16 protein-coding genes and 1 tRNA gene are annotated in these 26,924 nt (G+C 61.2%); 13 read left to right on the forward strand and 4 right to left on the reverse strand.

What is annotated here, in order from left to right:
- A complete protein-coding gene (locus HMPREF3145_RS01820) occupies positions 1 to 450 on the reverse strand; it encodes a GatB/YqeY domain-containing protein (protein ID WP_070421554.1) in 450 nt (149 codons plus the stop codon).
- Positions 451 to 483: 33 nt separating this feature from the next.
- Here HMPREF3145_RS01820 and HMPREF3145_RS01825 point away from each other — a divergent pair, with 33 nt between their 5' ends.
- The 7 genes from HMPREF3145_RS01825 (at position 484) to HMPREF3145_RS01855 (ending at position 8,657) form a co-directional block, all read left to right on the forward strand.
- Positions 484 to 1,368: a metallophosphoesterase gene (locus HMPREF3145_RS01825; RefSeq protein WP_371325689.1), complete on the forward strand. Its 885-nt coding sequence runs from the start codon at positions 484 to 486 to the stop codon at positions 1,366 to 1,368.
- 410 nt (positions 1,369 to 1,778) lie between these two features.
- Positions 1,779 to 1,855 (forward strand) — tRNA-Pro (locus tag HMPREF3145_RS01830).
- 821 nt (positions 1,856 to 2,676) lie between these two features.
- Complete coding sequence (locus HMPREF3145_RS01835; RefSeq protein WP_070421556.1) at positions 2,677 to 3,396, forward strand: hypothetical protein; 720 nt, start codon at positions 2,677 to 2,679, stop codon at positions 3,394 to 3,396.
- Between the two features lie 159 nt (positions 3,397 to 3,555).
- Positions 3,556 to 4,989 (forward strand): APC family permease, encoded by a 1,434-nt coding sequence (locus HMPREF3145_RS01840; RefSeq protein WP_083279331.1) that lies wholly within the window; start codon positions 3,556 to 3,558, stop codon positions 4,987 to 4,989.
- Entirely contained in the window at positions 4,986 to 6,290 is a 1,305-nt protein-coding gene (locus HMPREF3145_RS01845; protein WP_070421558.1) for a type I glutamate--ammonia ligase, read from the forward strand. The genes HMPREF3145_RS01840 and HMPREF3145_RS01845 overlap by 4 nt, the downstream gene beginning before the upstream one ends.
- A complete protein-coding gene (locus HMPREF3145_RS01850) occupies positions 6,280 to 7,464 on the forward strand; it encodes an amidohydrolase family protein (protein ID WP_070421559.1) in 1,185 nt (394 codons plus the stop codon). The genes HMPREF3145_RS01845 and HMPREF3145_RS01850 overlap by 11 nt, the downstream gene beginning before the upstream one ends.
- Before the next feature lie 2 nt (positions 7,465 to 7,466).
- Positions 7,467 to 8,657 (forward strand): M20 metallopeptidase family protein, encoded by a 1,191-nt coding sequence (locus HMPREF3145_RS01855; RefSeq protein ID WP_070421560.1) that lies wholly within the window; start codon positions 7,467 to 7,469, stop codon positions 8,655 to 8,657.
- Positions 8,658 to 8,744: 87 nt separating this feature from the next.
- Here the strand turns inward: HMPREF3145_RS01855 and HMPREF3145_RS01860 are convergent, their stop codons facing one another.
- The 3 genes from HMPREF3145_RS01860 to HMPREF3145_RS01870 form a co-directional block, all read right to left on the reverse strand.
- Positions 8,745 to 11,963 (reverse strand): alkaline phosphatase, encoded by a 3,219-nt coding sequence (locus HMPREF3145_RS01860; protein ID WP_070421561.1) that lies wholly within the window; start codon positions 11,961 to 11,963, stop codon positions 8,745 to 8,747.
- Between the two features lie 170 nt (positions 11,964 to 12,133).
- The gene (locus HMPREF3145_RS01865) at positions 12,134 to 19,357 is read right to left on the reverse strand and encodes a G5 domain-containing protein (RefSeq protein ID WP_070421562.1); all 7,224 of its coding nucleotides are present in this window, start codon (positions 19,355 to 19,357) and stop codon (positions 12,134 to 12,136) included.
- Positions 19,358 to 19,508: 151 nt separating this feature from the next.
- Positions 19,509 to 20,903, reverse strand: coding sequence for a hypothetical protein (locus HMPREF3145_RS01870; protein ID WP_070421563.1), 1,395 nt, complete (start codon positions 20,901 to 20,903; stop codon positions 19,509 to 19,511).
- Positions 20,904 to 21,024: 121 nt separating this feature from the next.
- On the opposite strand from HMPREF3145_RS01870, the gene HMPREF3145_RS01875 reads away from it, so the two are divergent.
- From HMPREF3145_RS01875 to HMPREF3145_RS01900, 6 genes are read left to right on the forward strand one after another with little or no spacing between them, the layout of a single operon-like run.
- On the forward strand, positions 21,025 to 23,934 hold the full coding sequence (locus HMPREF3145_RS01875; protein WP_070421564.1) for a DUF4040 family protein: 2,910 nt from the start codon (positions 21,025 to 21,027) through the stop codon (positions 23,932 to 23,934).
- 3 nt (positions 23,935 to 23,937) lie between these two features.
- Positions 23,938 to 24,399: a sodium:proton antiporter gene (locus HMPREF3145_RS01880; RefSeq protein WP_070421565.1), complete on the forward strand. Its 462-nt coding sequence runs from the start codon at positions 23,938 to 23,940 to the stop codon at positions 24,397 to 24,399.
- Positions 24,399 to 25,904, forward strand: a complete 1,506-nt coding sequence (locus HMPREF3145_RS01885) for a monovalent cation/H+ antiporter subunit D family protein (RefSeq protein ID WP_070421566.1) — start codon at positions 24,399 to 24,401, stop codon at positions 25,902 to 25,904. The genes HMPREF3145_RS01880 and HMPREF3145_RS01885 overlap by 1 nt, the downstream gene beginning before the upstream one ends.
- On the forward strand, positions 25,904 to 26,341 hold the full coding sequence (locus tag HMPREF3145_RS01890; RefSeq protein WP_070421567.1) for a monovalent cation/H+ antiporter subunit E: 438 nt from the start codon (positions 25,904 to 25,906) through the stop codon (positions 26,339 to 26,341). Before HMPREF3145_RS01885 ends, HMPREF3145_RS01890 begins: the two co-directional genes overlap by 1 nt.
- On the forward strand, positions 26,342 to 26,608 hold the full coding sequence (locus tag HMPREF3145_RS01895; RefSeq protein ID WP_070421568.1) for a cation:proton antiporter: 267 nt from the start codon (positions 26,342 to 26,344) through the stop codon (positions 26,606 to 26,608).
- Positions 26,608 to 26,919: a Na+/H+ antiporter subunit G gene (locus HMPREF3145_RS01900; protein ID WP_070421569.1), complete on the forward strand. Its 312-nt coding sequence runs from the start codon at positions 26,608 to 26,610 to the stop codon at positions 26,917 to 26,919. The genes HMPREF3145_RS01895 and HMPREF3145_RS01900 overlap by 1 nt, the downstream gene beginning before the upstream one ends.
- Positions 26,920 to 26,924 lie beyond the last annotated feature (5 nt).

The raw sequence follows: 26,924 nt of genomic DNA on the forward strand, positions 1-26,924 counted from the left end.
CTAGCTCAGGCGGGCCTTGACAGCCTCGGAGATGCGCTTGCCATCAGCACGGCCGGCGGCCTTGGCGGTGGCGGCCTTCATGACCTGCCCCATCTGTGCCATGGAGGTGGCGCCGGTTTCGGCCACGGTGTCGTCGATAAGCACTGCGAGCTCCTCGTCCGTCAACTGCTTCGGCTGGTACGCCTCGAGGATATTCGCCTCGGCGAGCTCGGTTTCGGCGAGATCGTCGCGGCCGTTGGTCTGGTAGATCTCGGCGGACTCGCGACGCTTCTTAATCTCACGCGCGATGATCTTCTGAATCTCCTGATCATCCACCTCATGCTTCGACCCCTCGGTCTCAGCGGTCTGGATCGCCGCAAGCAGCATACGGATCGTGCCGGTGCGCTCCTTCTCCTTCGCCTTCATGGCTTCCTTGAGGTCTGCGCGGATCTGGTCTTTCAATGCACTCATGCCTGCGAGATTACAGTGGTGCGAGTGAAGACGTTGAAGAAAGCCGCCGCAGCCACCCTCGCCGCCGGAACCTCCGCACTCGCCTGGGGGTACACCGAACGCAACAACTTCCAACTGCGCGAATACACCCTGCCACTGCTGGAGCCAGGCGTGTTGCGCGAGCGTAACGAGTTCCGCATCCTCCACGTATCCGACCTCCACATGATCCCCGGACAGAAGGAAAAGGTGGAGTTCGTCTCCGGCCTGGACGCGCTCGACCCGGACCTGGTGATCAACACCGGCGACAACCTCTCCGACCTCGGCGGTGTTCCCTGGGTGCTCGACGCCCTCGGCCCGCTGCTCAACCGCCCCGGCGCGTTTGTCTTCGGCACCAACGACTACTGGGCCCCGCGCCCCGTCAACCCGCTGAAGTACCTCACCGGCGCCAAGCGCGAGCCGTCGTACGTGGACCTGCCGTGGGAAGGCATGCGCGCCGCGTTCATGGAGCGCGGCTGGCACGACGCCACCCATAACCGCCTGGAGTTCAAAGCCTCCGGCGTGCGCCTTGCTTTGGCGGGTGTCGACGACCCGCACCACGACCTCGACGACTACCCATCCATCGCCGGCTCGCCGAACCCCGACGCCGACCTGGCCATCGGCCTGCTCCACGCCCCCTACCGGCGCGTACTCGACGCCTTCGAAGCCGACGGCTACCAACTCGCCCTGGCCGGCCACACCCACGGCGGCCAGATCTGCCTACCCGGTGGTCGCGCCCTGGTCACCAACGCCGACATCGACCGCGAACGCGCCTCCGGCCTCCACCGCTACGGCCGCATGTGGATGGAGGTATCCAACGGGCTCGGCCAGTCCAAGTACGCACCCGTGCGCCTGTTCTGCCCGCCGTCCGCATCGCTGATCCGGGTCGTCGAGCGCGGGTAGACCGGCTGCGGGGTGGTCGGTTGCGGGCTGGTCGGTTGCGGGCTGGTCGGCCCGTCCGTTCGTCTGCCGCTCCGCTGCTTTGCCTGCTCCGTCTGCTCCGTCTGCTCCGTCTGCTCTGCCTGCTCCGCCGCAGGTCGCGCGAACTGCCTAAAAGACGATATCGGGATTTGGCGATTTTCCCGGAACGCGACCTGGGCTTTTGCAAAAACGAGGACGCAAATCCCGATATCGTCTTTTGTGGCGCTGGATCCAAGCCGCACCGCGCCGCACCGCGCCACCGCCACGCCGCCACCGCGCCACCGCCACGCCCCCACACCGGCAACAAAACGCACACAACCTGCCGTTTTGGCCAAACCGAACCCCAGGGGTATTGTGTTTCGAGTACCGCGGACAACAGTCCGAGATACCACCGGGATATGGCGCAGCTTGGTAGCGCGCTTCGTTCGGGACGAAGAGGTCGCAGGTTCAAATCCTGTTATCCCGACCAACACAACCCGCCTTCCGAGGCGGGTTTTCGCATTCGATAGTCCGTGTCGGCAGCGCCACGAAGATTTTTTCGCTCCCTGATCGAGTGCCCGTATCCTCCATCTTCGCCAGTCTCACGGTTTCTATATTGTGACGATTGGGTCAGAAAATGCTTGATTTAACTGATGCCAGTTCTATACTGGGGTTCTCGAGGGATTTGGGCTAAAACCCACCACCTCTCGAGCCGGCTGGGATTAAGTTCGCAGTCCCGGAAAGCGCAAGTGGTTGCGCGCTTCAAACTTGAGTGGCCTTTCATCTCTTCAGTGGGATGCGGGGGCCACTCTTTATTTTGCCCAGGCCACGCCCCCACGGCTTAACCCAAAGCTGGGCCTTGCCTCACACATCTACGATTTTTTGTCGCTCTTTTTGCTAGACCGCACATGCCGCAAATACACCAACGGCCCTACCACAGGTATGAACACCAGAAAGAGCACGATCCAGACATCCGACCATCGTCTGTTAGGTCGTCTATTAGGTTGCCTGAAAAATACAATCACGCTGGCAACTAATAGCACCACAGCCACAAACGTGAGCAACATAAAAACGTAATCGACCGGTGATGGTTCCAATGGAGAAACTCCATTGCCTAGCAAAGCGGCTAACTGCATTTGTGAAATCTCCATCCACCTCTGGTTCATCGCATTGCTTCTGACACGGTGTTTTCGCCCAGGATCCTAACAAGCAGTGCCCCCACCACCGCACGTTAACGCTGTCGCAACACGTCTTCCTGGACACTGAGGTGGTACAGCCCGTACACACACTCACACTCCGAGGAGGAAAACCATGACCAGCACCACCACCCGTATCGCCGCGTACGCAACCGCAGCAACGCTCGCGCTCGGCGCTGTCGCCGCGAACCCGGCGAACGCCGCCACCGTCGCTATGAAGGACAAGGACGGCGTGTGCGTCGTGAAGCTCGCGCCGGCCGAGAAGCGTTTCATCGAGTCGTGGTTCGACGAGTCGAAGGCGATTGGTGACTACGAGCAGGCCCGCGACCTCATCGCGGCGATCGAGCAGGTCTACCCCGGCGTTGTCGCGGAGAACGAGAAGGCGCTCAAGGGTGAGAAGGCGGAGTTTGGCAAGGTGTTGCCGGAGGGTCTCGTCGCAAAGTATGCGGATGCGCAGAAGACGATGAAGGAGTCGGAGCCGACGGTGAATCGCACGCTGGAGGCGATTGACACGGATTCGTGGCGCGTTGGCCCGGAGGACACCAAGCGCACGGAGACGCCGCTGACCGCGAAGGATGGCGACGTGTACAAGGCGTGGACGGAGACCCCGTCCGGGAAGGTCGCCGCGAAGCGCATGCTTATCGACGACGCCGACGCCACCGCCGCCGAAACCTGCACCAAGGGCATGCGAGCGGACGTGAAATACCCCACCGCCAAGGCGGACGTGAATGTGCCGGCCATTGTCGGTGGGGTGATTGCGGCGCTGCTGGTGATCGCAGGCCTGTTCTTCGCGCTGCCCCACTTCGGCATCAAACTGCCGATGCTGGGCATGTAGTTCTCCCCGAAACCGACCCTGTCTCCTCATCCACGTTGGAGGCAGGGCTTTTTACCACCTCGCACTGAGTGTGTTGTGAATCATATTCCATGTTTTACTGCGACCTGCATCATAGTTTCTGTAGCATTCGTTCATCCCGCTTTCTGGAAGGAATGATCGATGACGACAACTGCAGATATTTCTCCTCCCCATGAGCGGAAAATGCTCTCTACATGGGAGGTGACTGCCATCTCGGTGGGGTTCATGGCCCCGGTGATGGCAATGTCACTGAACGGCATCGGTGTGGCGGGGCTTGTCGGCAAAGCCGTTCCGTTCGCATTCGCAGTGGCATTCGCTGGCGCAGTGTTCGTTGCTTACGCCTTTGTACGGCTATTGCAACGAGTTACGCACGCCGGCTCGGTGTACGCCCTCGCTGGCGTGACAGTCGGACCAAAAGCCGGGTTCTTTAGTGGTTTCGCATTGCTCGGCACATACATTTTCATGACTACATGCATCCTCGGTGCATGCTCGGTGTTTTTCGAAGCGATGCTGACGGAGCTCTCTGCCGGATCTTCACAGTTCGTCGGCATTTTGGTTCCGTTGTTCATCGGAGCGCTAGGACTGTACCTCAACCTGCGAAACTCCACTTCGGCCGCGAGAGTCACACTGGTAATCGGCCTGATCGGCATCATCGCCATGTTGATTCTCTCCGTCGTGATCCTGTCAAAGGTAAGTGCCGGCACAGCGCCGTACGAAACATCGATTGATCTTGGAGCACTCACTCCTGCAGGAAACTCATGGTCCGCGATCATGACCGCATCGGTTTTCGCCTTCTTGTCCTGGGCCGGATTTGAGTCTGGTTCCTCACTCGGGGAGGAAACAACGGAGCCGAAAAAGACGGTCCCTAAGGCTCTCTTGCTCGCGGTGGTTACCGGCGGTGTCATTTATGTATTCGTCATGTTTGCTCAGACAATCGGTTTCGGCACTGACGAAGCCGGCGTTGAACGCTTCGCAGGTGCATCGTCGACACTGACCGAGCTCGGCTCCGCGTACATCGGCCAATGGTTCGCGGTGCTGATCTCTGTCATCGCGTTCTCGGTGGCATTTGGCGCGTTCCTCAGCTCGAGTACTGCGACGTCACGCCTCATTTACACTCTCGCCCGCGATGGTTTCGGCCCGACCGTTTTTGCAAACCGCGATCCGCACACTCGTGTTCCGAAACAAGCAGTATGGGCGACCAACATTATCGCGTTGGTGTTTGCGCTTGGAATGGCATTCGCTGGCCGAACCAATGTTGAGGTCTATTACTGGTACGCAACTATTGCGACGCTGTGCATGGTCATCGCCTATGGCATGGCTTCTGTTGGCGCGATCCGGTTCATCCTGAAAAAGGAATCCTCCATTCCCGTCTGGGAAATCGTTTTCCCAATCTTGGCGCTGGGCTACCTCGTTTACGTTTACCTCATCCAAGTCGTGGGACAGGTTGCACCGTACACATATTTCCCCTGGCTCTCTGGCGCGTGGTGCTTGTTGGGCCTCGCAATCATCATCCTCAATCCCAAGCTTGCCCAGAACATTGGGCAGAAACTTACGAAAGAAGACATTGACGCATGAGCATCCACAACAACGGCACGTTCACGTTCCTGGCAACCACAGATATCTCCGCACGCACTAAAGGACGGGCGATAAGCACCAAAGATTTTGAAAAAGGTGCGAGCGTTGGCTGGGTTCCAGCGAATCTAGGCATCGGGCCACTCGGTCACATTGTCGATGGAATTCCCTACGATGCCACTGGTGATATTCGTCTTGTGGCAGATGCTGATGCAACCTATGAAATCGCCGGTATCCCGGAAATCCCAACGTTTTCTTTGAGCTTCGCAAACCTGATCAACACCGATGGCACTCCGTGGGAATCTTGCGCCCGTAACTTCCTCAAGGAAGCGGTCGACGAGCTTCGCGACCGACATGGGTTAGTCATGACCGCAGCGTTTGAGCATGAGTTCACCGAACGCCACACGAAAGAAGCGACACACCCATTTTCGTTCGCTAGCTTCGTCGACGGAGAGCCAGTGGGGAGTGCACTCTTCAATGTTCTGGAAAACGCAGGTGTAAACCCAGAATGCTGGCTGCCGGAGTATGCGCCGTATCAATACGAGCTGACTGTCAAGCCGACAGACCCTGTTACTGCTGCGGATCGTGCAATTTTGGTTCGCGATATTGTCCGCACTGTTTTTAAGGCCTACGACCGTGAGGTCACTTTCTCCCCTGTTCCGGTTGCCTCCGAGGGCGGTTCTGGAGTTCATGTCCATTACGGGTTGTACGGCACCGACGGCGAAGTTGTCGCATTTGATCCGGACGGACCCGGGCGGATGTCGCGCATTGCGAGTCAGTTTAACGCGGGACTGGTTAAGTACGCTGCGCCGATGACCTGCTTATTTGCCCCATTGACAGTTAGCTACGAGCGCCTCAAGCCACACAATTGGTCGGTTGCCCAAGCATTCTGTGGCGAACAGAACCGTGAGGCTTTGGTACGCATTTGTCCGACGAACGAAGCCGACGGACGCACACCGGATAAACAGTTCCACTTCGAATTCCGCGGCGGCGATATCGGCGCTAACCCTTGGATCCTGATGGGCATGATTATCCGAGCGGGGATGGCCGGAATAGAGGAAAACCTCGACCCAGTGCCGGTAGTGACTGGCGACGATTACTCTGAGCTCGAATCGCAGGACAACGAAAACCTACCTGCGAGCCTTAAAGAAGCCCTAGACCGTTTTGAAACAAACGAGGTCGTACGCTCTTGGTTCTCAGATGCCTGGGTAGAAACATTCTTGAAGGTCAAGCGCGACGAGATCCAGCATCTGAAGGACAAGAGCATCGTTGAGCAGTGTGAGGTTTACGCGAATGTCTACTAACAACGAGTTGCAAGATGCTATCGATCGGATCCCCCTCTTTGATCACCATTGCCATGGCGTGGTCACAGACACTCTAACCCGCGAGGAATTCGAGGCGCTCATCTCTGAGTCTTCAAGCGCGGCCACTCCAGGTACGACACGGTTCGACTCGCAGATCGGTTTCCAGGTCCGCAACCTGTGTGCACCGGTTCTGGGACTTGATCCGTTCGCAAGTCCTGACGACTACATCGCCGCCCGTGCTGAACTCGAATCAGAAGAAGTCAACAAACGCTTCATCCGCAGGACCGGTATCGCGGAGTTCGGCGTGGAGACCGGACATGCCGCTGACACGATCACTGACCCGGATGCTTTTCGACGAACATCTGGAGGCACTGTTTACGAGATTGTCCGACTCGAGCGTGTCGCAGAGCAAGTGGCAGAAGCTGTTCGTGATGGTGAAGCCGTTGGTGACAAAGCCACTGAATTCCTCACCCAGCTCGGAGTAACGCTTGACGAGCATCTTGTTACAGCAGCTGGTGTGAAGTCCATCGCTGCATACCGAACTGGTCTCGATTTCGATGCAGATCGCCCCTCTGAACAGGAGGTACTTGCAGCGGCGGAAAGGTTTGTAAGAACCTCCGGGAAGCTTCGACTAGAGGACAGCACTCTCATTCGCCATTTGCTGTGGTTCGCCATCGATCGTGCGCAGGTGATCCAACTCCACATCGGCTACGGTGACGACGATGTGGACTTGCATCGCTGCAATCCGCTACTACTCACGAATCTGTTCCGCGCCTCTCTAGAATCCGGTGCCCGCTTCACCCTGCTGCACTGCTATCCGTTCCATCGAGAGGCGGGCTACCTTGCAGATGTTTTCCCACACGTGTACTTCGATGTTGGACTGGCTATCAACTACACCGGTGCCCGGTCACGCGCAGTAATTGCGGAGTCACTGGAACTGGCACCTTTCGGCAAGATTCTGTTCAGTACAGATGCGTTCGGCCTACCCGAGCTTTATTACATCGGTACTTTGCTGTTCCGTGAAGGACTTTTGTCAGTGCTTGAAGAGTTTCACAAACACAACGGATGGCCAATCGATGAATGCATCCGCGTCGCGCAAATGATCGGATTCGAAAACGCACAGCGCTTGTACGGTGTATCTACAACTAGCAGCAACGAAAAGGAGCCAAGCTAAGGATGCGCGAAAACCTTCAACAGCTGGCGGAACAGTGGGTTTCTGAATTCAACAAGTACCTCAGCGATGTCGTGGAGCTACGGAAACAAATTCACAGTTCTCCCTTCGTGAGTGGCGAAGAACAGCCCACTACTGACTTGATGATCGAAACGATGAGCGTACGACTCGAGCCGGTTGCTCAAACTGGCGCGGTCGGCCGAATCGGGCCGACAGAGGGTGCGTCCATCGGCATCCGAGGAGAGTTAGACGCACTGCCGGTAACAGAGGAGACGGGGGTGGAATGGTCATCAACAAACGATGCGATGCATGCCTGTGGTCACGACGTACACCTTGCAGCCTTGGCCGGTGTGATCAGAGCAGCGAAGAACCTCGATCTGCCATATGGCCTTGTACCAATCCTGCAGCCGCGTGAGGAAACGTACCCATCCGGTGCGCTCGACATCGCAGAGTCCGGAAAACTTCAACAACTCGGCGTCCGCCATGTCATCGGCGCACACGTTCACCCCTCAATTCCCACGGGTGCAGTTGCCGCAGGCTCTGGATTTGTCAATGCTGCTGCTGGCGAGATTGCAATCTCGGTAACCGGTAAGGGAGGCCACGGTGCGTACCCACACAACGGGTGTGACGCCGCTGTTCCCACGGCGCAAATCGCTGTAGGTATCTCGGAGGTTGTACGCAGGATCGCCGACCCAATGTCGCCTGCTTTGGTAAGCATCGGCACTATCGCGGTAGGACAGGGGGCAGCGAATGTTTTGCCACGGTCGGGACGGATCTTCGCTACTGTCCGCAGCACTACGTCTGCGATTAATGAGCGCATCGTTGAGGCAATCCGCACAATGGCAACCGGTATCGCAACTGGATATGGTTGCACCGTCAATGTGGAATACAAACCAGGCGAACCGGAGCTCGTAAACGCCGAAGTTTTGTCAGAGAAATTCGATGCCTACGCCGCTTCCCTCGGCATCGCGAATGCAGAGACGATGCGTTCGATGGGCGCCGACGACTTCTCATTTTATGGAGAGATCTGCCCATCCCTCATGTGCTTTGTCGGTGTCGCAGACAGCGAGAAAGAAACGGCGTCTCTGCACGATCCATCATTTCTCCCGTCCGACGAGGCGCTGTCAAACGTAGGTAAGACAATGATCGCTGGCTACATTGCTGCAGCCGAAGCCATCTCGGAAGGTGAAGGCTAGCCAATCCCCACGCCGATTGGCAGTTAGCAAAATTGCCACCGAGAACACATCTTGTTCTCGGTGGCTATTTTTAGTTTCTAGTTCTGGCTAGAACTTCGCGATCGGGCCGAGGGCGCCGTCGACAGCAAACGGTGCCAGCAGGGCAATCAGGGAGATCAGGCCCGCGATGCCTGCGATGGCCAGGGTGGCGATGAGCGCCGGGGAGTCGACGGAGGAGCCGGCGGCGGTGTTCTCGTCGGTGGTCTCCTCCACCGGCTGCATCTTGTTCTCAAAGGTCAGATTGTGGTTGACCGGATCGATGCCCAGCGCGTTCAGGCTGGCAAAGAAGAGGTCGGTCTGGTCGATCTGGCCGGTGAGGTTCGCGGCACCCGGGCCGGAGGCTGCGACACGCAGCTGCGCACCGGTGTGCTGCTGGCCGCCGAGCGCATCCTCGTCTTCGTTGGTCTTGGATGTGGCGAAGTTGACGGCCATGGTGGAGCCTTCAACCGTGGTCAGCTGAGTGACGCGACCAGCGGTGTTCTGGTTCTCGTAGGTGATCTGTGCGGTGTGAGCGTGGTCGGCGGTGGCGACGATCAGGGTCTCCTCACCGGTCTTCTCCACCCAATCCTGAACAGCCTGGACGGCCTCGTCAAGCTGGCCGACCTCGCCGATCAGGCCACAGGCGTCAGCCTGGTGGTCGGCCTTGTCCGGCGAGGCGGACTCGACCTGGAGCACGAAGCCCTTGTCGTTCTGCAGCAGCTCCAGCGCCTTGGAGGTCATGGCTGCCAGACGCGGAGTCTCAGCGGTGAACTCCGGGTTAGCAACGCAGGTGGCCGGCTCGAGGTCACCACCGTCGGTGGTCGGAATGGACTGGTTCAGCGCGCGCGGCATGTTGCCCTCGGAGAACAGACCGAGGACCGGCTTGTCGGCGTTTGCCTCTGCGATCGCGTCGAGCTCGGAGGCGTTAGTGACAACCTGGTAGCCATTGTCCTTCGCGTTTTCCAGGACAGTCTTACCTGCGGTCCAGGTGTTACCGTTCTCGCCCCACTGGCCGCCCTGGACGACCTCGGTGTTGAAGTAGCTGCGGCCGCCACCGAGGGTGACGTCTGCACGCAGGTCAACGATCTGCTCGGAGATGGAGCCAAGACCGCCGTTTTCACGCAGCTGCTCGCCCTCTGCGACCTTCTTGTCGCCAGACGGTGCGTAGTAGGAACGCTTGATTGCGTGTGCAGCGAAGGCTGCCGGGGTGGCGTCCTGGATCTCGGCGGTGGTGACGTTACCGATCTTCAGGCCCTTGGCCTTTGCGATCTCGCCGAGGGTGGCAACCGGCTTGCCGGCGTTGTCCACGCCGACCGCGCCGTTGTAGGTCTTCACGCCGGAGTTCCATGCAGTGCCGGTTGCAGCGGAATCACCGACGTAGTTCGGCAGGCCGGTTTCCTTGTCCAGGGAGAAGGTGGTCAGGTAGCCGGTGTAGTCGAGGTCGTCGAGCCCCTCGAAGCGGCCTGCGGAGCCCTTAAGGTAGTTACGCGCTGCAGTGATCTCGGAGTCGCCGGTGCCGTCGCCGATGAGCAGGACGACGTTCTTCGCCTTGGCGTTGTCGATGCCCTGGCCCTCGGTGCCGAACTGGGCACAGTCGCCGACCTTCGGGGCCTCGCCTGCAGAGACGAGGTAGCACAGCTCGTCACCCGGCTTCGCCTTCGAGCGGTTCGCCAGGGAAGCAACCTTGGCGCCCTTGTTGATCTTCCACGGCTTCTGGCCACCCTCGGTGCCGCCGTTGAGTCCGAGCGCGTTCGCCATAGCGTAGAAGGCGTCAGTCTGATCGAGCTGACCGTTGACGTTCTCGGAGCCCGGGCCGAAGCCTGCGATGCGCACCTGGGTGCCGGTGTGCATCATGGAGAAGTTCGGGGTGTCGAACGAGTCGCCGTTTTCCTTCTTGTCAAAGACCGGGTTGCCGTTCTCATCCAGCCACGGCTGGGTGCCGAAGCCGATGGACATGGTGGTGCCGTCCTTCGGCGTCTTCAGGCGAGTTACGGCGGACACTGACGGGCGGCCGTCCGGGATGATTTCCGCGGTGTGCGCGTGGTCGGCGGTGACAACGATCATGGTCTCACCGTCAGCCTTGGCAAAGTCGAGGGCTTCCTTAATAACCTCGTCGATTTGCTGGGTCTCTCCGATCATGCCGCAGGCGTCGGCTGCGTGGTCTGCCTTGTCGATGGATGCGGACTCGACCTGGAGGAAGAAGCCCTTGTCGGCGCTCTTGTCGTCGAGAAGCTCGATGGCCTTCTTGGTCATCTCGGCTGCGGACGGCTCGTCGCCGCGATCAGCTTCCTTGCAGACCTCCGGCTCGGTGGTGCCGTCGGACTTCACCGGCACGGTCTGCTCGAACTTGCGGGTCATGTTCTTGTCGTGGAACAGGCCGAGCACCGGCTGGTCCTGGTTCGCGACGGTGATGCCCTCGAGGCCCTGCTTGTCGTCGACAACCTGGTAGCCCTTGGCAATCGCGTTTTCGCGGACGGACTTGCCGGCCTCCCAGTCGGCGCCGCCGTCATTCTTGTCGGTCAGGAACGGGTTGCGGTTCTCGCCACCCTGCTGAACCTCGGCGTCGAAGTACTTGCGGCCGCCGCCCAGGGTGACGTCGGCGCGGGTGTCGATGATCTGCTCGGAGATGGAGCCGAGACCGCCGTTTTCGCGAGCTTCAGCGCCCTTGACCGGTTTCGCGTCGCCGGACGGCGCGTAGTAGCCGCGCTTGGAGATGTGCGAGTGCATCGCGCCCGGGGTCGCATCCTGGATCTCTGCGGTGGAGACGTTACCGGTGCGCATACCGGCGTTCTTCGCCATCTCCAACAGGTTCTCGTGCGGCTTGCCGGTGATGTCAACGGACAACGCGCCGTTGTAGGTCTTCGTACCGGTGGACCAGCCCGTTGCGGACGCGGCGGAGTCGGTGACGTACTGACGCTTGCCGTCCTTGCCCACGGCGAAGGTCGTGTAAGCACCTGCCGCAGTCAGCTCGTCGAGGCCCTCGAAGCGGCCGTTAGCGCCCTTGAGGTAGTTACGAGCAGCAGTGATCTCCTGGTGGCCCATGCCGTCGCCCAGGATGAAGATGACGTTGCGTGCCTGGGCGTCGGTGTTGCCCTGGCCGCCCTTGCCAAACTGGGTGCAGTCACCCGGCTGCGGGGCGACGATGTTGCCGTTGGAATCGATGGAAATGCAGGTGTCCTTGCCGTTGAAGGACTGCTCCGCCGACTGTGCGAGGGAGGTAGGCAGGTTCGCAATAGCCAACGCAGAAGCGCTGACTACCGCGGTAGCTGCTTTTAGCGAGAAACGCATGTTGGGTTCCTTATAACGAGAAGCCGAAGAATATGAAACGGTTTTTGAACCGATACGCACCCTAAACACAGCAAATTTCTAATAAGGAACACTCAGGTGAATTTTAGGTGACGGCAGATGCGAAAAGGGCGGCACCCAACCGGGTACCGCCCTTCGCTTACGCGTTCAGACTACTTACTGGAGGAGCCTGCGTTCTCCGACGAACCTGCGTTCTCCGATGAGCCCTTGCTTGACGACGAGCCCGTCTCGCCCGAGGACGTCACACGCTCCGAGGAGCCCAGCACCGTCATGCCGTTGTTGAAGCCTTCCTCGCGGCAGGCCTGTGCAATCAGCACACCGGTGAGGCTGGCTGCGGCGATGACACCGAGCGCAATGCCCAGCGGCTGGAGCTGCTCGCCGTAGCCTGCGAACTGGCGGTTGATGGCGTCTGCCTTCATCTGCAGTTCACGAGCCCACTCAGGCTGCTCCCACTGGCGGCCGCGGTTACCGTGGCCCCAATCGTGCTTCGGCATGGACTCCTGGAAGCGAGCGTTGAGCTCCGCGGATGCCTTCTGGATTTGCGGACCAAACGCCTCGTTCACGCCGTAGCCAATGCCAGCGAGGACGCCGATCGGCAGCAGCCACAGGATCGGGCTGTTCTTCGCAAACGCGTTGGCCACGCAGCGCTTCGCCTTATCGGAAGAGCCTTGCGGGTCCTTCGGATCGGCAGGCGTCGACGGATCGGTCGGCTTGCTCGGCTCAGTCGGCTCGCTCGGATCAGCCGGCTTCTTCGTGCCAACCTTGATGATCAACTTCTGCGCAGGAACCTCGACGAAGCTGCCGTCTTCACGGTGGATGCGCTCGCCAGGCTTACCCGGCTGCACAACCTCGTGCTTGCCAGCTTCAAGTTCGGAGTCCTCGATGACCTCGTAGTCGTAGGCGATCTCCTCAGTCCAGCTGGTGCCCGCCGGCGGCTTGGTGCCAACGCGGACTACGCGCTCGACTGGCTTCTCCACCATCTCGGCGACAGGCTTGCCGTCGACAACCTTGATGGTGTAGCGGCCGTCCTTACCAGCAACGTCTTCGACTTCCTCGCCTGGCTTCAGGTTCGGGTCGTAAACGATCCTGGTGGTGTAGCGGACGTTGATATCGAGCTCACCTTCCGGCGTCGGCTGATCCGGGTTCTCCGGGTCAGTCGGGTCGGCCGGCTTGGTGCCGATGAGGATGACGTGATCCTGCTTCTCAACGAGCGTCTCTTCGGTGCCGTCAGAGTTGTGCTGAACCAGGCCGGGCTTACCTTCCTGTTCAACCTTGTGCTCACCCGCCGGGATGGTGGGGTCAAGCTTGACCTTCACCTCAAACGGGATCCGTTCCTTCCACTCCTGACCAGCCGGCGGCTTGGTGCCAACACGGATGATCTTCTCGACTGGCTCCTTCACGACCTTCACCGAAGGCTGACCATTCTCGACGGTCACCTCGACCTTGCCGTTCGCACCTTCCTGGTCCACGATTTCCTGACCAGGCTCGAGCGTCTCGTCGTAGATGATCTTCGTAGTGTACGGAAGCTCGACTTCCTTCGGCTCGACCGGTGGGGTCGGCTCGTCGGTCGGCGGAGTCGGCTGCTCCGGCTCATCGGTCGGCGGCGTCGGATTCGCAGGCTTCTTGGTGCCGATGCGGATGACCGCATTCTTCGGTTCCTTCGTGCGCTTCGTCTCGACGACTGGGTCGCCGGACGGCTTGCCGTCGACAAGCTTCTGCGTCGACGTCACGACCTCTTCACCGAACTCGCCCTGCTCGATGACCTGCTTGCCCTCTTCGAGGTTCGGGTCCTCGATGACGTCAGTGCCGAACTCAACGGAACGGGTCGTGGAAGAGACCACGCTGTCGTCCTCAAGGCCCGGGCCGAACTCGACGATTCGCGGAGTCGGCTCGGTGCGATCGGTGACCTCGGTCTTGGTGGCTTCACCGCTGGTACCTGTGAAGGTTGCAGTGTAGGTGGCTTCGCCGTCCTTGCCTTCCTGAACAACCCGAACCTCACCCGGAGCGAGCTCCGAGTTCGGGCGCAGCTCCGTCGGGTACGGGATGGGCTCCTTCCACTCCACCTTGTCGGTAGCAGTTGCCTGCTTGGTGCCGACCTTGATCACCTTGGTGACCGGCTCGGTGGTGGTGGTTTCGCTGCCACGCGTTGCCTCGACGACCTTGCTGTTCACGATCTTCTGGGTGATCTTGGTGATCTTCTCACCAGGCTTGCCCTCGGTGACGACCTTGTACTCGCCGGCAGGGATCTCCGGGTCGTACTCGATTACGGTGTCGAACGGAATCGGCAGCTTCTCTTCCAGCTCGTACGAGCCATCGGTCATGGAACCGACACGGACAATCTTCTTCTTCGGCGCCTTGGTCTGCTCGACGGTGATGCTCGGCTCGCCGTCTGGCTTGCCGTCCTTGATCTTCTGGGTCGAGGTGATCAGTTCCTCGCCCTTCTCGCCTTCCTGCTCGACCTTGGTCTGGCCGACCGGCACCGTGTTGTCCACGATGAACTCGGTCTCGAAGTTGACCTCGCGGGTCGTCTTCGACGTCAGCGTCTGGTCAGGAGCGGTCGGACCGTATTCGATGATCTCGTTGACCGGATCCTTGGTCTGCTTCTCCGTAGGGGTGACCGAAGAGTCGTCGCCCTTGGAGGTGAAGTTGGCCGTGTAGGTCTTCTCGCCCGGCTCGCCCTTCTGGACGATCTTGATCTCGCCCGGCTTCAGATCCTTGTTCGGACGGGTTTCAACCTCGAACGGAACTGGCGCCTTCCACTCGACCTTCTCAGAGGTCTCGGACGGCTTGGTGCCGACCTTGATCACCTGATCGACAGGCTGCTCGGTGATCTTCTCCTCAACGGTGGCCTCGCCATCCGGCTGGGAGTTGGTGACCTTCTGGGTCACCGTGGTGGTCTTCTTACCCGGCTTGCCTTCGGTGACAACCTCGGACTTGCCAGCAGGCAGGTTCGGGTCGTACTCGATCTTCACACCGTACGGAACCTCAGACTCGACGGTCTTCTTGGTCTCACCAGCGGTCTTGGTACCGATGCGGATCTTGGCCTTCTTCGGGGCCTTGGTCTGCTCGATGTTGATGCTCGGCTCGCCGTCCGGCTTGCCGTCTTTGATCTTCTGGGTGGAGGTGATGGTCTGCTCACCCGGGACGCCCTCTTCGTCAACAACTTGCTGGCCGGACTCGAGGGTGTCGTCGTAGACGTACTCGATCTCGAACGGAACTTCCTGGGTCTTCTTGCTGGTCAGTTCCTGATCAGGGATACCCGGGCCAACCTCGATGATGCGAGTAACCGGTTCCTTGGTGGTCTCTTCCTCAGCAACCTGTGCCTCAGAGCCCTTGGAGGTGAACTTGGCGGTGTAGGTCTTCTCGCCGTTCTCGCCTTCCTGGACGGTCTTCATCTCGCCAGGCTTGAGGTCCGGGTTCTCGCGCACCTCAGTCGGGTACGGAATCGGGAACTTCCAGGTCACGTCCTTGGCGCTCTCAGCCGGCTTGGTGCCGATGACAACGACCTCGTTCGTCGGCTCCTCGGTGCGCTCCCAGGTACCGTCCTGGTTCATCTTCTCCGCGCCAGGCACACCCGTGGTCTCAACCTTGTAGGTGCCGGCAGGGATGGAGTTGTCGTACTTGTACTCGACCTTGAACGGCACCTCGCGCGTGGGCGCATCCTCCACGTTCACCGTTGCTGTGGTGGTGTCCTTGGAGCCGTCCTCATACGTCACGATGACCGGGACGTTGATCTTGTCGCCTGCCTTGGCAGTTGACGGCGCGGTGGAGATGACGTTGCCCTGCTTGTCCAAGCCGACAATCCAGTCACCGTTTGCGGTTGCAATCTTGTAGGTCGGGTTGCCGTGAGCGTTGTTCTCACCAGTGGGTTCGCTACCCGCTGGGAGCCCCGCCGGGTCAATGACAAACGGGTCTACAGCCGCATAGTTGACGTCTTGCGGCTTGTCCACGCTCAATGGCGAGGTAACCGTGCCGCCTGGGCTGACCGTCTCAGTCGGGAAGGTCGGATTGGCCTCCCAATTGTTGGTCATCTTCACCACGGTGGCCACGGGGACCTCATCAATCGAACCATCAGGGTAGGTGACGGAGACGTTGTACCTGTGCTTGTCGCCAGGCTTGGCGTTTGCAGGCGGGGTCACTGAAACTTCGCCGGTGGCGGGATCGATCTTGTACGTCCAGCCGTCGACAGTAGTCTCAGTGACCGGCTCATCGCCCTGCATACCGAAGGAGAAGGTCGAACCATCCGGAATGTTGTTCAGGTTGATGTTTCGCTTCAGCTCTTCGCCTGGGCCCGCATCCTGCACGGAGTAGGACGGCTCATAGACGTCCTTCTGCGACTCCCTCACTTTGAACGGCGCCAAGATAATGTCCTGGGAACCGTCGAGGTAGGTCACGGTCACAGGCACCTGAATGCCGTCGCCCGCCTTGGCCGTCTTCGGCGGCGTTGCGGTGACAACGCCGGTTTCATCAACCTTGACTGCCCAACCATCAACAGTGTCAGGCACGCTGTAGCGCTTCGACACGTCCGTAGCCAGGTCGCGATCAGGGACCTTCGTGTCCTCCGTGATGGAGGAGGCAACACCCTCGCCCGGCTTGGTGGTCTTCTGCTCGTACTTCGGCTCATAAATCTGACGGTGCTCGCCCTGAGCCACCACAGTGGCGATCGTGAAGTCCGTCGAACCATCCTTGTACGTCACACGCACGGGAATGTCCGCGGACGAGCCCGGCAACACGCGAGCAGCAATTGGCGTCTTGATCTCGCCCGTAACCGGGTCAATCTTCACCTGGTCCCAGGTGAGGTTACGCGGCGGCGCAATGTAGTCCGGGTCATTCGGGTCAGTGACCAGGGAGAAGCGCGGCTCCGAGGCGTCGCTGAGGTTCTTGCGGTCAACCTGGCTTGTCACCGTTGTTCCGGTCTTTCCCATCACCGTTGGGTACGACGGCTGGTTGGCACGCGCGTGGGTCCCAACCACCGTGAAGTCTGCCGGCACCTCAGCCGTAGAGCCATCCGGATAGGTGACATGTACCGGGATGGAGACGGACTGACCATTCGGAACGCTTGGGCCTGGGGTCGCGGTGATGGTACCGCTTTCGTCAATAGTGAACTCCCAGTCCTTCGGCCACTGATTCTTCGGCGGCAGCTTGAACGTAGCCAACTTCGGATCGGTCAGGAGGCTCTGGAACTCGGTGCTCACCGACTCCCCTGCCTTGGTCAGCTTCGGCTGGTAGTGCGCGGTATCCTCACCCGACTTGTCACCGATCACGCTGATGGTGCCGGTAGTGATCTGCGGGTTTGCGCCGGTGGCATAATGCACCTTCACCGGCACGGTCAGCTGTGCGCCAGGGAAAACATTAGGCGGGATGGTGGTGGACAGTACACCGGTGTCCGGGTCGATCTGGAGCGTCCAATCCCCAGTCGTGTACTCGGTGGAGCCGTCCTCGAACGTGTAGCGGTTCGGCTCTTCGTCCGTGTCCTTGCCCCCCTGCCCCACCGGGGGCATGACCGGCTGGAGCGACACTTCCTCATTATTTTTACCGGAGACCGCGGTGTAGTCCGGCACCTTCACATTGTTGATCACCTGGAAGGTCAGCTTGACAGTGTCGCTGGTGCCATCCGGGTAGATGCCCTTAATCTCTGGGGAGATCGTGGAGAAGTTCGGAGCGTCTAACGGTGCGGTCGCGGTGACCGTGCCGTCGTCACCCACCTTGACAGTCCAGCCCTCCGGCACAGTGCTCGGATCGACTTCATACTTCGTCGGCTGGACGGGGTCGCGGTCTTCAAAGACAGGATCCCAAGTCAGCTGCGCGTCGATGGGTTGGCCCGGAACACCCGTGGTGGTCCCAGGGCTAACCAGCGTAGTGACCTGGGTGTTATTGGGGTCCACAACAACAAGTAGCGGAATGATGTCACGGGAACCGTTGGAGTAGGTCACAATGACGCGCGGCTGCGCGAAGGTCCCTGGCCGCGGGTCCTTTGGCGCGGTGACGGTGACTTCATAGGTATTGGGATCCATCTTGACATCCCAACCCGAATAGACGTTCTTCTTGTCCAGCTTGACCTCGGCATCAACGCCGCCGTCCTCACGCTTCTTCACCAGGTCCGCAATCTTGTCCCCGGCTTCCTTGAACGTGACCACCTGGCGTTCCTTGGTGGGCTTATTGTCTTCCACGCCGGAAATAATTGCCTGCTGATCGGGGTCATACTTCGGGTCGTGGAACTGGGTGTCGTCGAAGCTCCACTGGTGGTTGGCGATTACGTTCGGCTTGTTATAGCGCGGCAGCGAGTTGGAGCTGTCGAAGGCCTGACCTTCGCCACCGTTGTTGTTCTCAACGGCTACTTGGAGCTGTTCCACAGAACGAGGCTTGGCCAGCACACTAAAGCGCATGCCCTGCTGATCGCTCAGTTTCGTGCCCTTGTACTTCGGCATGGTGTAGAAGATCTCGCCGGTAGTCTCATCAATACGTACGCTCGGCGTATCAGCGCCGGAAGCATCGGTATCGCTTGTACCGATGAAGTTACCCTGGGCGTCGTAGGCCTCCACGACCATGCGGGACATGGAGTCATCGGTGCCGCCGTTCTGCACAGCCGGAACATTGATCTTGCCGACCTTGAGCTCCTCGCCCGGCCTAATGACCAACTTCTCCCGGTTCTCCCACGACACCGTGATCGGGTTACATTCGATGTTCTCACTCGGCCACGGGTTCACTACGGCGCGGAAGCTTTGGTTGGCCCCGTGGGTGGCCCTTGGCCCATCAGGATTTTCCTTCGTATAGTTTCCCTGCCAGGCATAACGTACTGGGTTAGCGGTAGTGGCCTCAGCGAACTGCTTGACTTTCGCATCGGTCAGCTTCGCATTGAGATTCAGGGGTCGTTGTGGCCCAGAAGCAGTAATACCGAGGATTTCGTCGGCCTTGTGCGTAACCACCTTGTCAACAAGGGTCTGACCGGCATTCATAGCGGAAATTTGAGCTGCATCGAGGTACGTGCCCATCCTGCCATTATTGGTAAAACCCCAATCGGCGAACGTGCGGTCCTTCGAGTTATCAAAGGAGACGCTCAAGCCCCAGGCTTTCTTGTCGGGGCTGCTCGCAGACGGTTCAGAGGTATACCAGCTGAAACCAGCCTGGCTGCCCTGCTGAGAGTTGTCTGCCTGAACAACACACGAACCGGCGGGCAGGTCGGAGGCCTTCTGGGCGTCCTTCTCCACCGCGCCGGACTTGTCACGGATGCCGCCGGAGAGTGTGGCGGCCGCAGCCTCCGGCGCAAGCGGGCCAGGGGCGACGACACTCAGGCCGCCAAGCGCGAGCGCGATTACGGACGAGGCTGCGATGCCCGTGGACGTTGACTTGCGTAGACGCCGAGATGATTCGGCCATGTGGTACTCCTCTTATTATCCACTGAACGTGGGCTGCGGAAGCAACCTCGTTATCAGGTATTCAAGTTGTGACCTTTGCCTAGCTGGAACAGCTAAGCAATAGATGACATCACATTTTAGAGGCGTACCGGACGCATGTCTAGGTGGCGGTTTACTCGGCGCTCCTGCGCCATACCCCCGCCAGTCCCGCTGCGGCGAGCAACGCGGACAGCAGCAGTGCGGCGACCACACCACGGTAGTCTCCGCCATTGCCGGCCGCGGAGACCGCAGTCGACGCCCAGTGCATAGGCGCTGCCTGCGAAAGTGCCGCCCACACTGCATCCACCTGTGCTGTAGTGGCGGTGCGCCACACCCAACCGACGAGGCCGGTCTGTGCCAGCGCCACCACTGCCGCGGCCCCCAACCCGACAGCCAGACCACACAAACGCATCAACACTGCGGCTAGCCCCGTTGAGGCGAGTGCGCCAGCCAACAGTCCAGCGGCGACCACTGCATATTCCTGTGCGCCGAGCCCCTCGCCGAGGACGCCAGCCAGGATGGTGCCGGCCGCTGCGATAACGATTGCGCCGGGGAGGATGATCCACCGGCGGGTGCGCGTCGATAGGCAAAATGCTGCTGCGAGTGCCGTACCGCCCAGCACCGCCATGGCCGCGAGCAACATCGCGGCAATCGGCGCAAGCGTCGAACGGGTCTGCTCCGCACCCGGGCTACCCGGCGCGGCCGCGGGCACCGGAAGCGCTGCACGCACCGCGGAAACCTTGTCGGCGTTCATGCCGGCCATCTGGTCGATCTTTTGCACGCCGGCGACCAACTCGTCGATACCACCGGTGGCTTGAGAGGTCTGTCCCTGCAACTCGCGCAGGCCCGCGGCCAACTCGGCAGCACCGTTGGTGGCTGTATATATACCGTCGTGGTACCCGTAGCCCGGGACGGCGAGTTGGTTGGCAAGGTCGCGGGAACCGTCGCGCAGTTGGTTCATCTTCGCCACCACATCCGGCGGCAACTGCGCGGTCTGTGCTTGCTCGCGTAGCCCCTTGAGCGATTCGCGGGCCTGGACCGCATCCGGATCCTTTGCGTCCTTGAGTTCAGCGAGCGAGCGGTCAATCGCGCCGACCACCTGGCCGCGCACAGCCTCAAAACCGGTGACCTGGTTGACTACCTCACCGATGGAATCCGCCAACTGGGTCGCGCCCGCCCCCAACTGTCCGGTGCCTGCCTGGAGTTGCACCATGCCGTCGGACAACTGCTGGGAGCCGGTCTGGGCGGCGGCGAGGGCGTCGAGAAGCTGCTGGGTCTGGCCCTGCGCCTCACCAACACCTTCTGCCAACTTGCTGGCGCCTTCCTTGAGCACCTTCGCCTGCTGGCCCGCTTCACCGGCAGCACGGCGTGCGTCCCCAAGGTTGTCCGCACCAACCTGCGGGGCGCCGGACACCTCCGCATCGCGCGCGGCGTTCGCCCACGTGGACGCCGGAGATAATGGCATAAACACGCCTACCACCAGCGCCAACAGAGCACACACCAACCGCAACGCGTTGTCCGATTTCATGCAACTGTTCTTATCACCAGTCACATGCGTTCTGCGGGAGGCGCACCGCTCGCTCGTGCAGCTTGATACTGTCTTTAACGTTCATTGCCAATCCCTTACAAACCTTTGAAAAGGGTTCACCATGACTCTCCCCCTCGTCATCGGGCTCGTTGCAGCAACGGTGGTGCTTTCACCGCTGCTGGTGCGAGTCATGGACAGGAAAGCCGGGTACCCGCTCGCAGCACTGCTGTTCGCTGCCGCAGGTGTGCTGGGCACCAACTTCACCTCCGTTTCCCAGGGCAACGACCTGACATGGTCGTTTGTGTGGGCGCGCGATGTGATGGGTACCGGCTCCGCGATCGAGTTCGCGCTACGCGCCGACGGCTTAGGCATCTTCTTCGCACTACTTGCGCTGGTCATCGGCGGTGTGGTGTTCGTCTACTCCGCCGCCTACCTGCCCGAAAGGCAGGGCAACACGAGTTTCTACACCATCATGACGGCCTTCACGCTGTCCGTGCTGTTGCTTGTGCTTGCCGACGACGCCGTGCTGCTCTTCATCGCCTGGGAGTTAGTCTCCATCGCGTCGTTCATGCTGATCGCCCGATCCGGCTCGTCTGGTGAGGCCGGCTCGTACCGCACGCTGATCCTCACGTTCTTCGGCGGCCTGACGCTGCTGGCGGGCCTTGCGGTCGCCTCCATCCAGGCCGGCACGACGCGCCTGGCGGATATTTTGGCCGCCGACGTGTGGGGCGACAACAGCGTCACCGTCGTCGTCGCCCTGCTCATCGCGTTCTCCGCGTTTACCAAGGCCGCGCAGTTCCCGTTCCACTTCTGGCTGCCCGAAGCCATGGCTGCCGCCACGCCGGTGTCCGCGTTCCTGCACGCCGCCGCCGTGGTCAAGGCCGGCGTGTACTTGCTGCTGCGCTTCTCCACTGTGTTCTCGGACGTCGCCGCCTGGAACTACCTGCTGGTCATCGTCGGCCTGTTCACGGCAATCATGTCGGCGTGCTTCGCCATCACCAAGACGGACCTGAAGCACCTCACCGCCTACTCCACCGTGTCGCACCTGGGCTGGATCGTCGCCGCCATCGGCGTCGGCTCCCCCATCGGCCTGGCCGCCGCGCTGACCCACACGTTGGCGCACGCACTGTTTAAGTCCTCGCTGTTCATGCTCATCGGCGTGGTCGACCACGAGACCGGCACCCGCGACATGCGCCGCCTGGGCAAGCTCTACGACAAGATGCCGTTCACGTTCGCCTCCACCGTGGTCGCGGCCGCCTCCATGGCCGCGGTGCCGCCGCTGTTCGGCTTCGTGTCCAAGGAATCCATCCTGGATGCCTTCCACGAGGCGCCCTACGGCATGGCCCTGCTCATCATCGCCGGCTTCGCCGCGTTCCTAACATTCCTGTACTCGCTGAAGATCGTCTTCGGCGCGTTCGTGGACGGACCGAAGGACATGTCGCACGTCCACGAAGCCCCCGTCGCCCTCTGGCTGCCAGCCGCACTGCCAGGCCTGACGTCCGCGGTCCTGCCGTTCATGCTGTTCTGGGTGGACAACCCCGTCTCCGCAGGTGTGCGCGCAATTACTGGCGACGACACCTTCACCACCCACCTCGCCATCTGGCACGGCCTGACCCCGCCGTTCATCGTCTCCCTGATCGTCCTGGTCGCCGGCGTGATCTTCGCAATTGCTTTCCGCAAACCCGTCTTCGCGGCACTGCGCAACAAGCAACTCCTGCCTGCCGACGGCCCCGACATTCTCTTCCGTCTCACCCGCGGCCTATCCGACTTCGGCGAGCAACTGGGCAAGCTTGCCGACGGCTTCAACCCGTCGCGCCACCTCTTCCCACTGCTGGCCTCCGTCACCGCCATGGGCCTGTGCGTCATCGGCCTCACCGACGGCATCGACGGTGTGACCCCAGCCGACCGCGCCGAAGGCCTCGACGTGTGGTGGGACCTCATCCCATTCGCCATCATCGCCATGTCGGTCCTTGGCATGGTGTTCACCCGCTCCCGCTTGGCCTCCGCCGTACTGCTGGGCACCGTGGGCGTGGGCATGACCCTGCAGATGTTCATGCTCGGCGCGCCCGACGTGGCCCTGACCCAGTTCCTCGTCGAGGCACTCACCGTCGTGGTCATCCTGGTTGTGCTGCGCTACCAGCCGCGCATGTTCCCGGAGACAAAGCCTCGTCGTAAAGCACTTGCTGCTGTCTTCGCACTGCTCGCCGGCGTGGTTGCCTTCTTCGGCGTCTACGGGCTGACCGGCCGCCGCGGCCGCTCCGAACTCGCCGAGTGGTACCTCACCGAAGGCGGCGAGGTCACCGGCGCCGACAACATCGTCGCCGTGATCATCGTGGAATTCCGTGGCTTCGATACCCTCGGCGAACTCTCCGTGCTCGGCATGGCCGCCGTGGTCATCGCCGCCGTGGTTGCCTCCATGCCACGCCACGTGTTCGAGGCCGGCACACGCCCGCGCCCGTTCGGCCAATCGCAGCTCAACTCCATCCCGCTGCGCAAGGCCGCCGCGCTTGTCGCCCCGGTGCTGGTCGTACTGTCCGTGCTGATCTTCTTCCGCGGCCACACCGCACCAGGCGGCGGCTTCGTCGCAGCACTGGTCATGGCAACCGCATTCGCCATCAACTACCTCTCCCGCGGCTCGGACGCCGACGTGGTGAAGAACTTCACCCCAATCCGCCTGACCGGCTGGGGCATCATCATCGCGATCTCCTCCGGCTTCCTCGGATTCATCGAAGGCGGCTTCATGTACGCCATCCACGGCGAGATCGCCGGCGAACACATGACCACCTCGCTCATCTTCGACTTCGGCATCTACCTCGCCGTGCTCGGCATGGTCACCGCCGCCATCAACGCACTCGGCGGCTACCTGCGCCCCGGCGCCGACCTGTCGGATTTGGACTACTCGCGCGACGAGGCCGAAAACCCGCTGCCGAGCATCCCCGAGCCGCTGCCGCCGGAAAACCCGGTGGACGCCCACCCCGAACCGATCAACCCGGCGCACGACCCGCAACCGGTTATCACGAAGGAGCCCTAACCCATGGTCATGGCACTTACCATCGCGGTCCTCGTCGCGGGATCGGTCTACCTGGTGCTGCAGCGCGGTATGGTGCGCATCGTCTTCGGCATGTCCTTGTTCGGCCACGCCACGAACCTCACCCTGCTCGCCGCCGGTGTCGGCGCGTGGCGCGGCGAGGCCTTCCCGTCGCGCGTGCCGTTCGAGGACATGGGCGACCCCCTACCCCAGGCGTTCGTGCTCACCGCCATCGTCATCGCGATGGCCACCACGACGATCCTGCTCATGCTCGCCTCGCTCGGGCGTAACGACGACACCGCCGAGCAGCCCACCGGCACCGACGCCGGCTACTCCAAGATGCGGCTCAGCCCCTCGGCACTGTCCACCGCCGGCCGCAACGCGCGACTCAACCCCAAGAAGCTGGAAGAGATCCGTGCACGCGAGATCCGCGAAGTCACTAACGACGATCTGAAGGTGAAAGACTAATGGCAGTCGACGCAATCCTCCCCGTCTTCGTGGCGCTGCCGCTGATCGTCTCCGCGGTCACGGCGTTGAGCCCCTGGAAGAAACTCAACGACACCCTCGCCCTGCTCATCCCGGCCATCAACTTGGCGATGGGTGTGTGGCTCTACACCTACACCGCCGAGCACGGCACGATCTCCCACGTCATCGGCCTGTACCAGGGCGGGGTGGGCATCTCGTTTGCCGCGGACGCGTTCTCCGCGGTGATGATCGTGACCACCATGCTGGTTGCGCTCATGTCCAACTGGTTCGCCATCAACGTCGGCGAAACCCAGGCGCGGTTCTACACCCCGCTGTCACTCGTGCTCGTCACCGGTGTTTCCGGCGCGCTGCTCACAGCCGACCTGTTCAACTTCTTCGTCATGATCGAGGTCTGCCTCCTGCCCTCCTACGGCCTGATCGCCATGTCGGGCACCCGCCACCGCCTGCTGTCGGCGCGTATGTTCGTGCTGGTCAACCTAGCGGCGTCGACAATGCTCTTGCTCGGCGTGGGCTACCTCTACGCCGTGACTGGCGCGGTCAACCTCGCCTCCCTGCAGGGCGTGGCCGCAGGCAACGGGCCGGCCACGGTGGCCACCGGCATCGTCGTCATCGCGATTGCTGCCAAGGCGGGCGTGTTCCCCGTCTACACCTGGCTGCCGCGCACCTACCCATCGACGTCGGCCGCCGTGATGGGCCTGTTCTCCGGCCTGCACACCAAGGTCGCCGTCTACATGCTCTTCCGCATCTGGGTGATCATGTTCGACATGGACCCACGCTGGAACACGCTGCTGATCGTGGTCATGGTCATCTCCATGATCATCGGCGGCTACGCAGGCCTGGCGGAATCCACCATGCGCCGCGTGCTCGCCTACCAGATGGTCAACGGCATGCCATTCATCCTCATCATGCTGGCATTCACTAACGACGACGCCCGCTACGCCCTGGCCGCCGGCCTGCTCTACACCCTGCACCACATGGTCACCATCGCCGCCCTGGTGCTCAACTCCGGCGCGATCGAAGAAACCTACGGCACCGGCACCATGGCAAAACTCTCCGGCATCGCCCGGCGCGACCCATGGACCTCTGCGGTCTTCGTCGCCGGCGCATTCTCCATCGTCGGTTTCCCGCCATTTTCCGGCATCTTCGGCAAAGTCACCATCGTGCTCGCCGCCGCAACACCCGGCGACTGGCGCTCCTGGGTAGCCATCACCGCCATCATCGTCGCCTCCTTCGGCGCGCTGCTGTCCATGATGCGCCTGTGGCAACGCGTGTTCTGGGGCCGACCCATGCAGCACTACCCCGAAGCGCTCAACGTGCGCGTGAGCTTCATGCTGCCGTCCGCGGTCCTCATGGTCCTCTCGCTCGGCATGTTCATCTTCGCCGGCCAAATGTGGGAGATCACCACCACCGCAGTCGACGACCTGCTCAACGTCGACGCCTACACCAGCGCCGTACTTGGCGACGACTCCATCGGAGGCGATAACTAATGCGAGGCATCATCCACGCCGCGGGCTACACCTGCTGGATCATCAAAGAAATCTTCGCCGCCGGCCTCGACGCCGTCCTCAAGGCATTCAACCCAGCGGCCAAGATCGAACCGATCGTCATCTACTACCCCATGCGCCTGCGCACCGACTGGGAAGCGTTCTGGTTCACCACCTCCATCACCGCCACCCCAGGCACCCTCTCCATGGGCCTGCGCCACCCCACCGAGCCCGGCGGGCCGATTACTCTGCTGGTGCAAGCCGCGTTCGGCTCCGACCCGGAAGACATCATCGCGGGGTTGGCGGATATGGAGGAGCACGTGCGGCCGTCGCTACGCAATAGCCCCATCGACCCGAAAACCGTCACCTGGGAGCCCTACGTCGACCAGGGCCCCACGCCTGACGACGACACCGTCCCGCCCGCAGAAAGGATGAACTAAATGTTTGTCACCATCATGCAGGCCTGCCTCATCATCATGGCCATCTGCCTGCTCATCTCCCTTGCAGCAGTCATCCTGACCAAAGACGAACTATCTCGCGCCGTCATGGCCGACATGGTCTTCTACGGCATGATCGCCATCTTCCTCGTCTGGACCCTGTGGAACACCTCGTCCATCGCCTACGAGATCCCGATCCTCGCCGGCATCGTCTGCGGCGTAGTCCCAACGATCTCCATGGCCCGCATCATCTCGAGAGGACGCCGCTAATGACCATCCCCGAAATCGTCGTCGCAGCCCTGGTCATCCTGGCCACCATCTGCGTCATCGCAGCCACCATCCTGCAACTGCGCGCCCCCGACGCGCTGACCCGCGTCAACCTGCTCGGCCCCCTGGTAGTCATTGCGTTTCCGATCCTGGTCATCGCGAAACTCATCTACTCCTGGTCCACCACCGGCTTCGACCTCAACGACTTCATCCGCGCCATCCTGGCCATCCTCGGCGTCTGGATCGTCGGCTCCGTCGCCTCCTTCATCATGGGCCGCTCCCTCTACGGCGTGACGGTGTCCGACAAACTGTAATCTCT

This window comes from Corynebacterium sp. HMSC05C01 (assembly GCF_001807155.1).
GTDB classification, from domain to species: Bacteria; Actinomycetota; Actinomycetes; order Mycobacteriales; family Mycobacteriaceae; genus Corynebacterium; species Corynebacterium coyleae.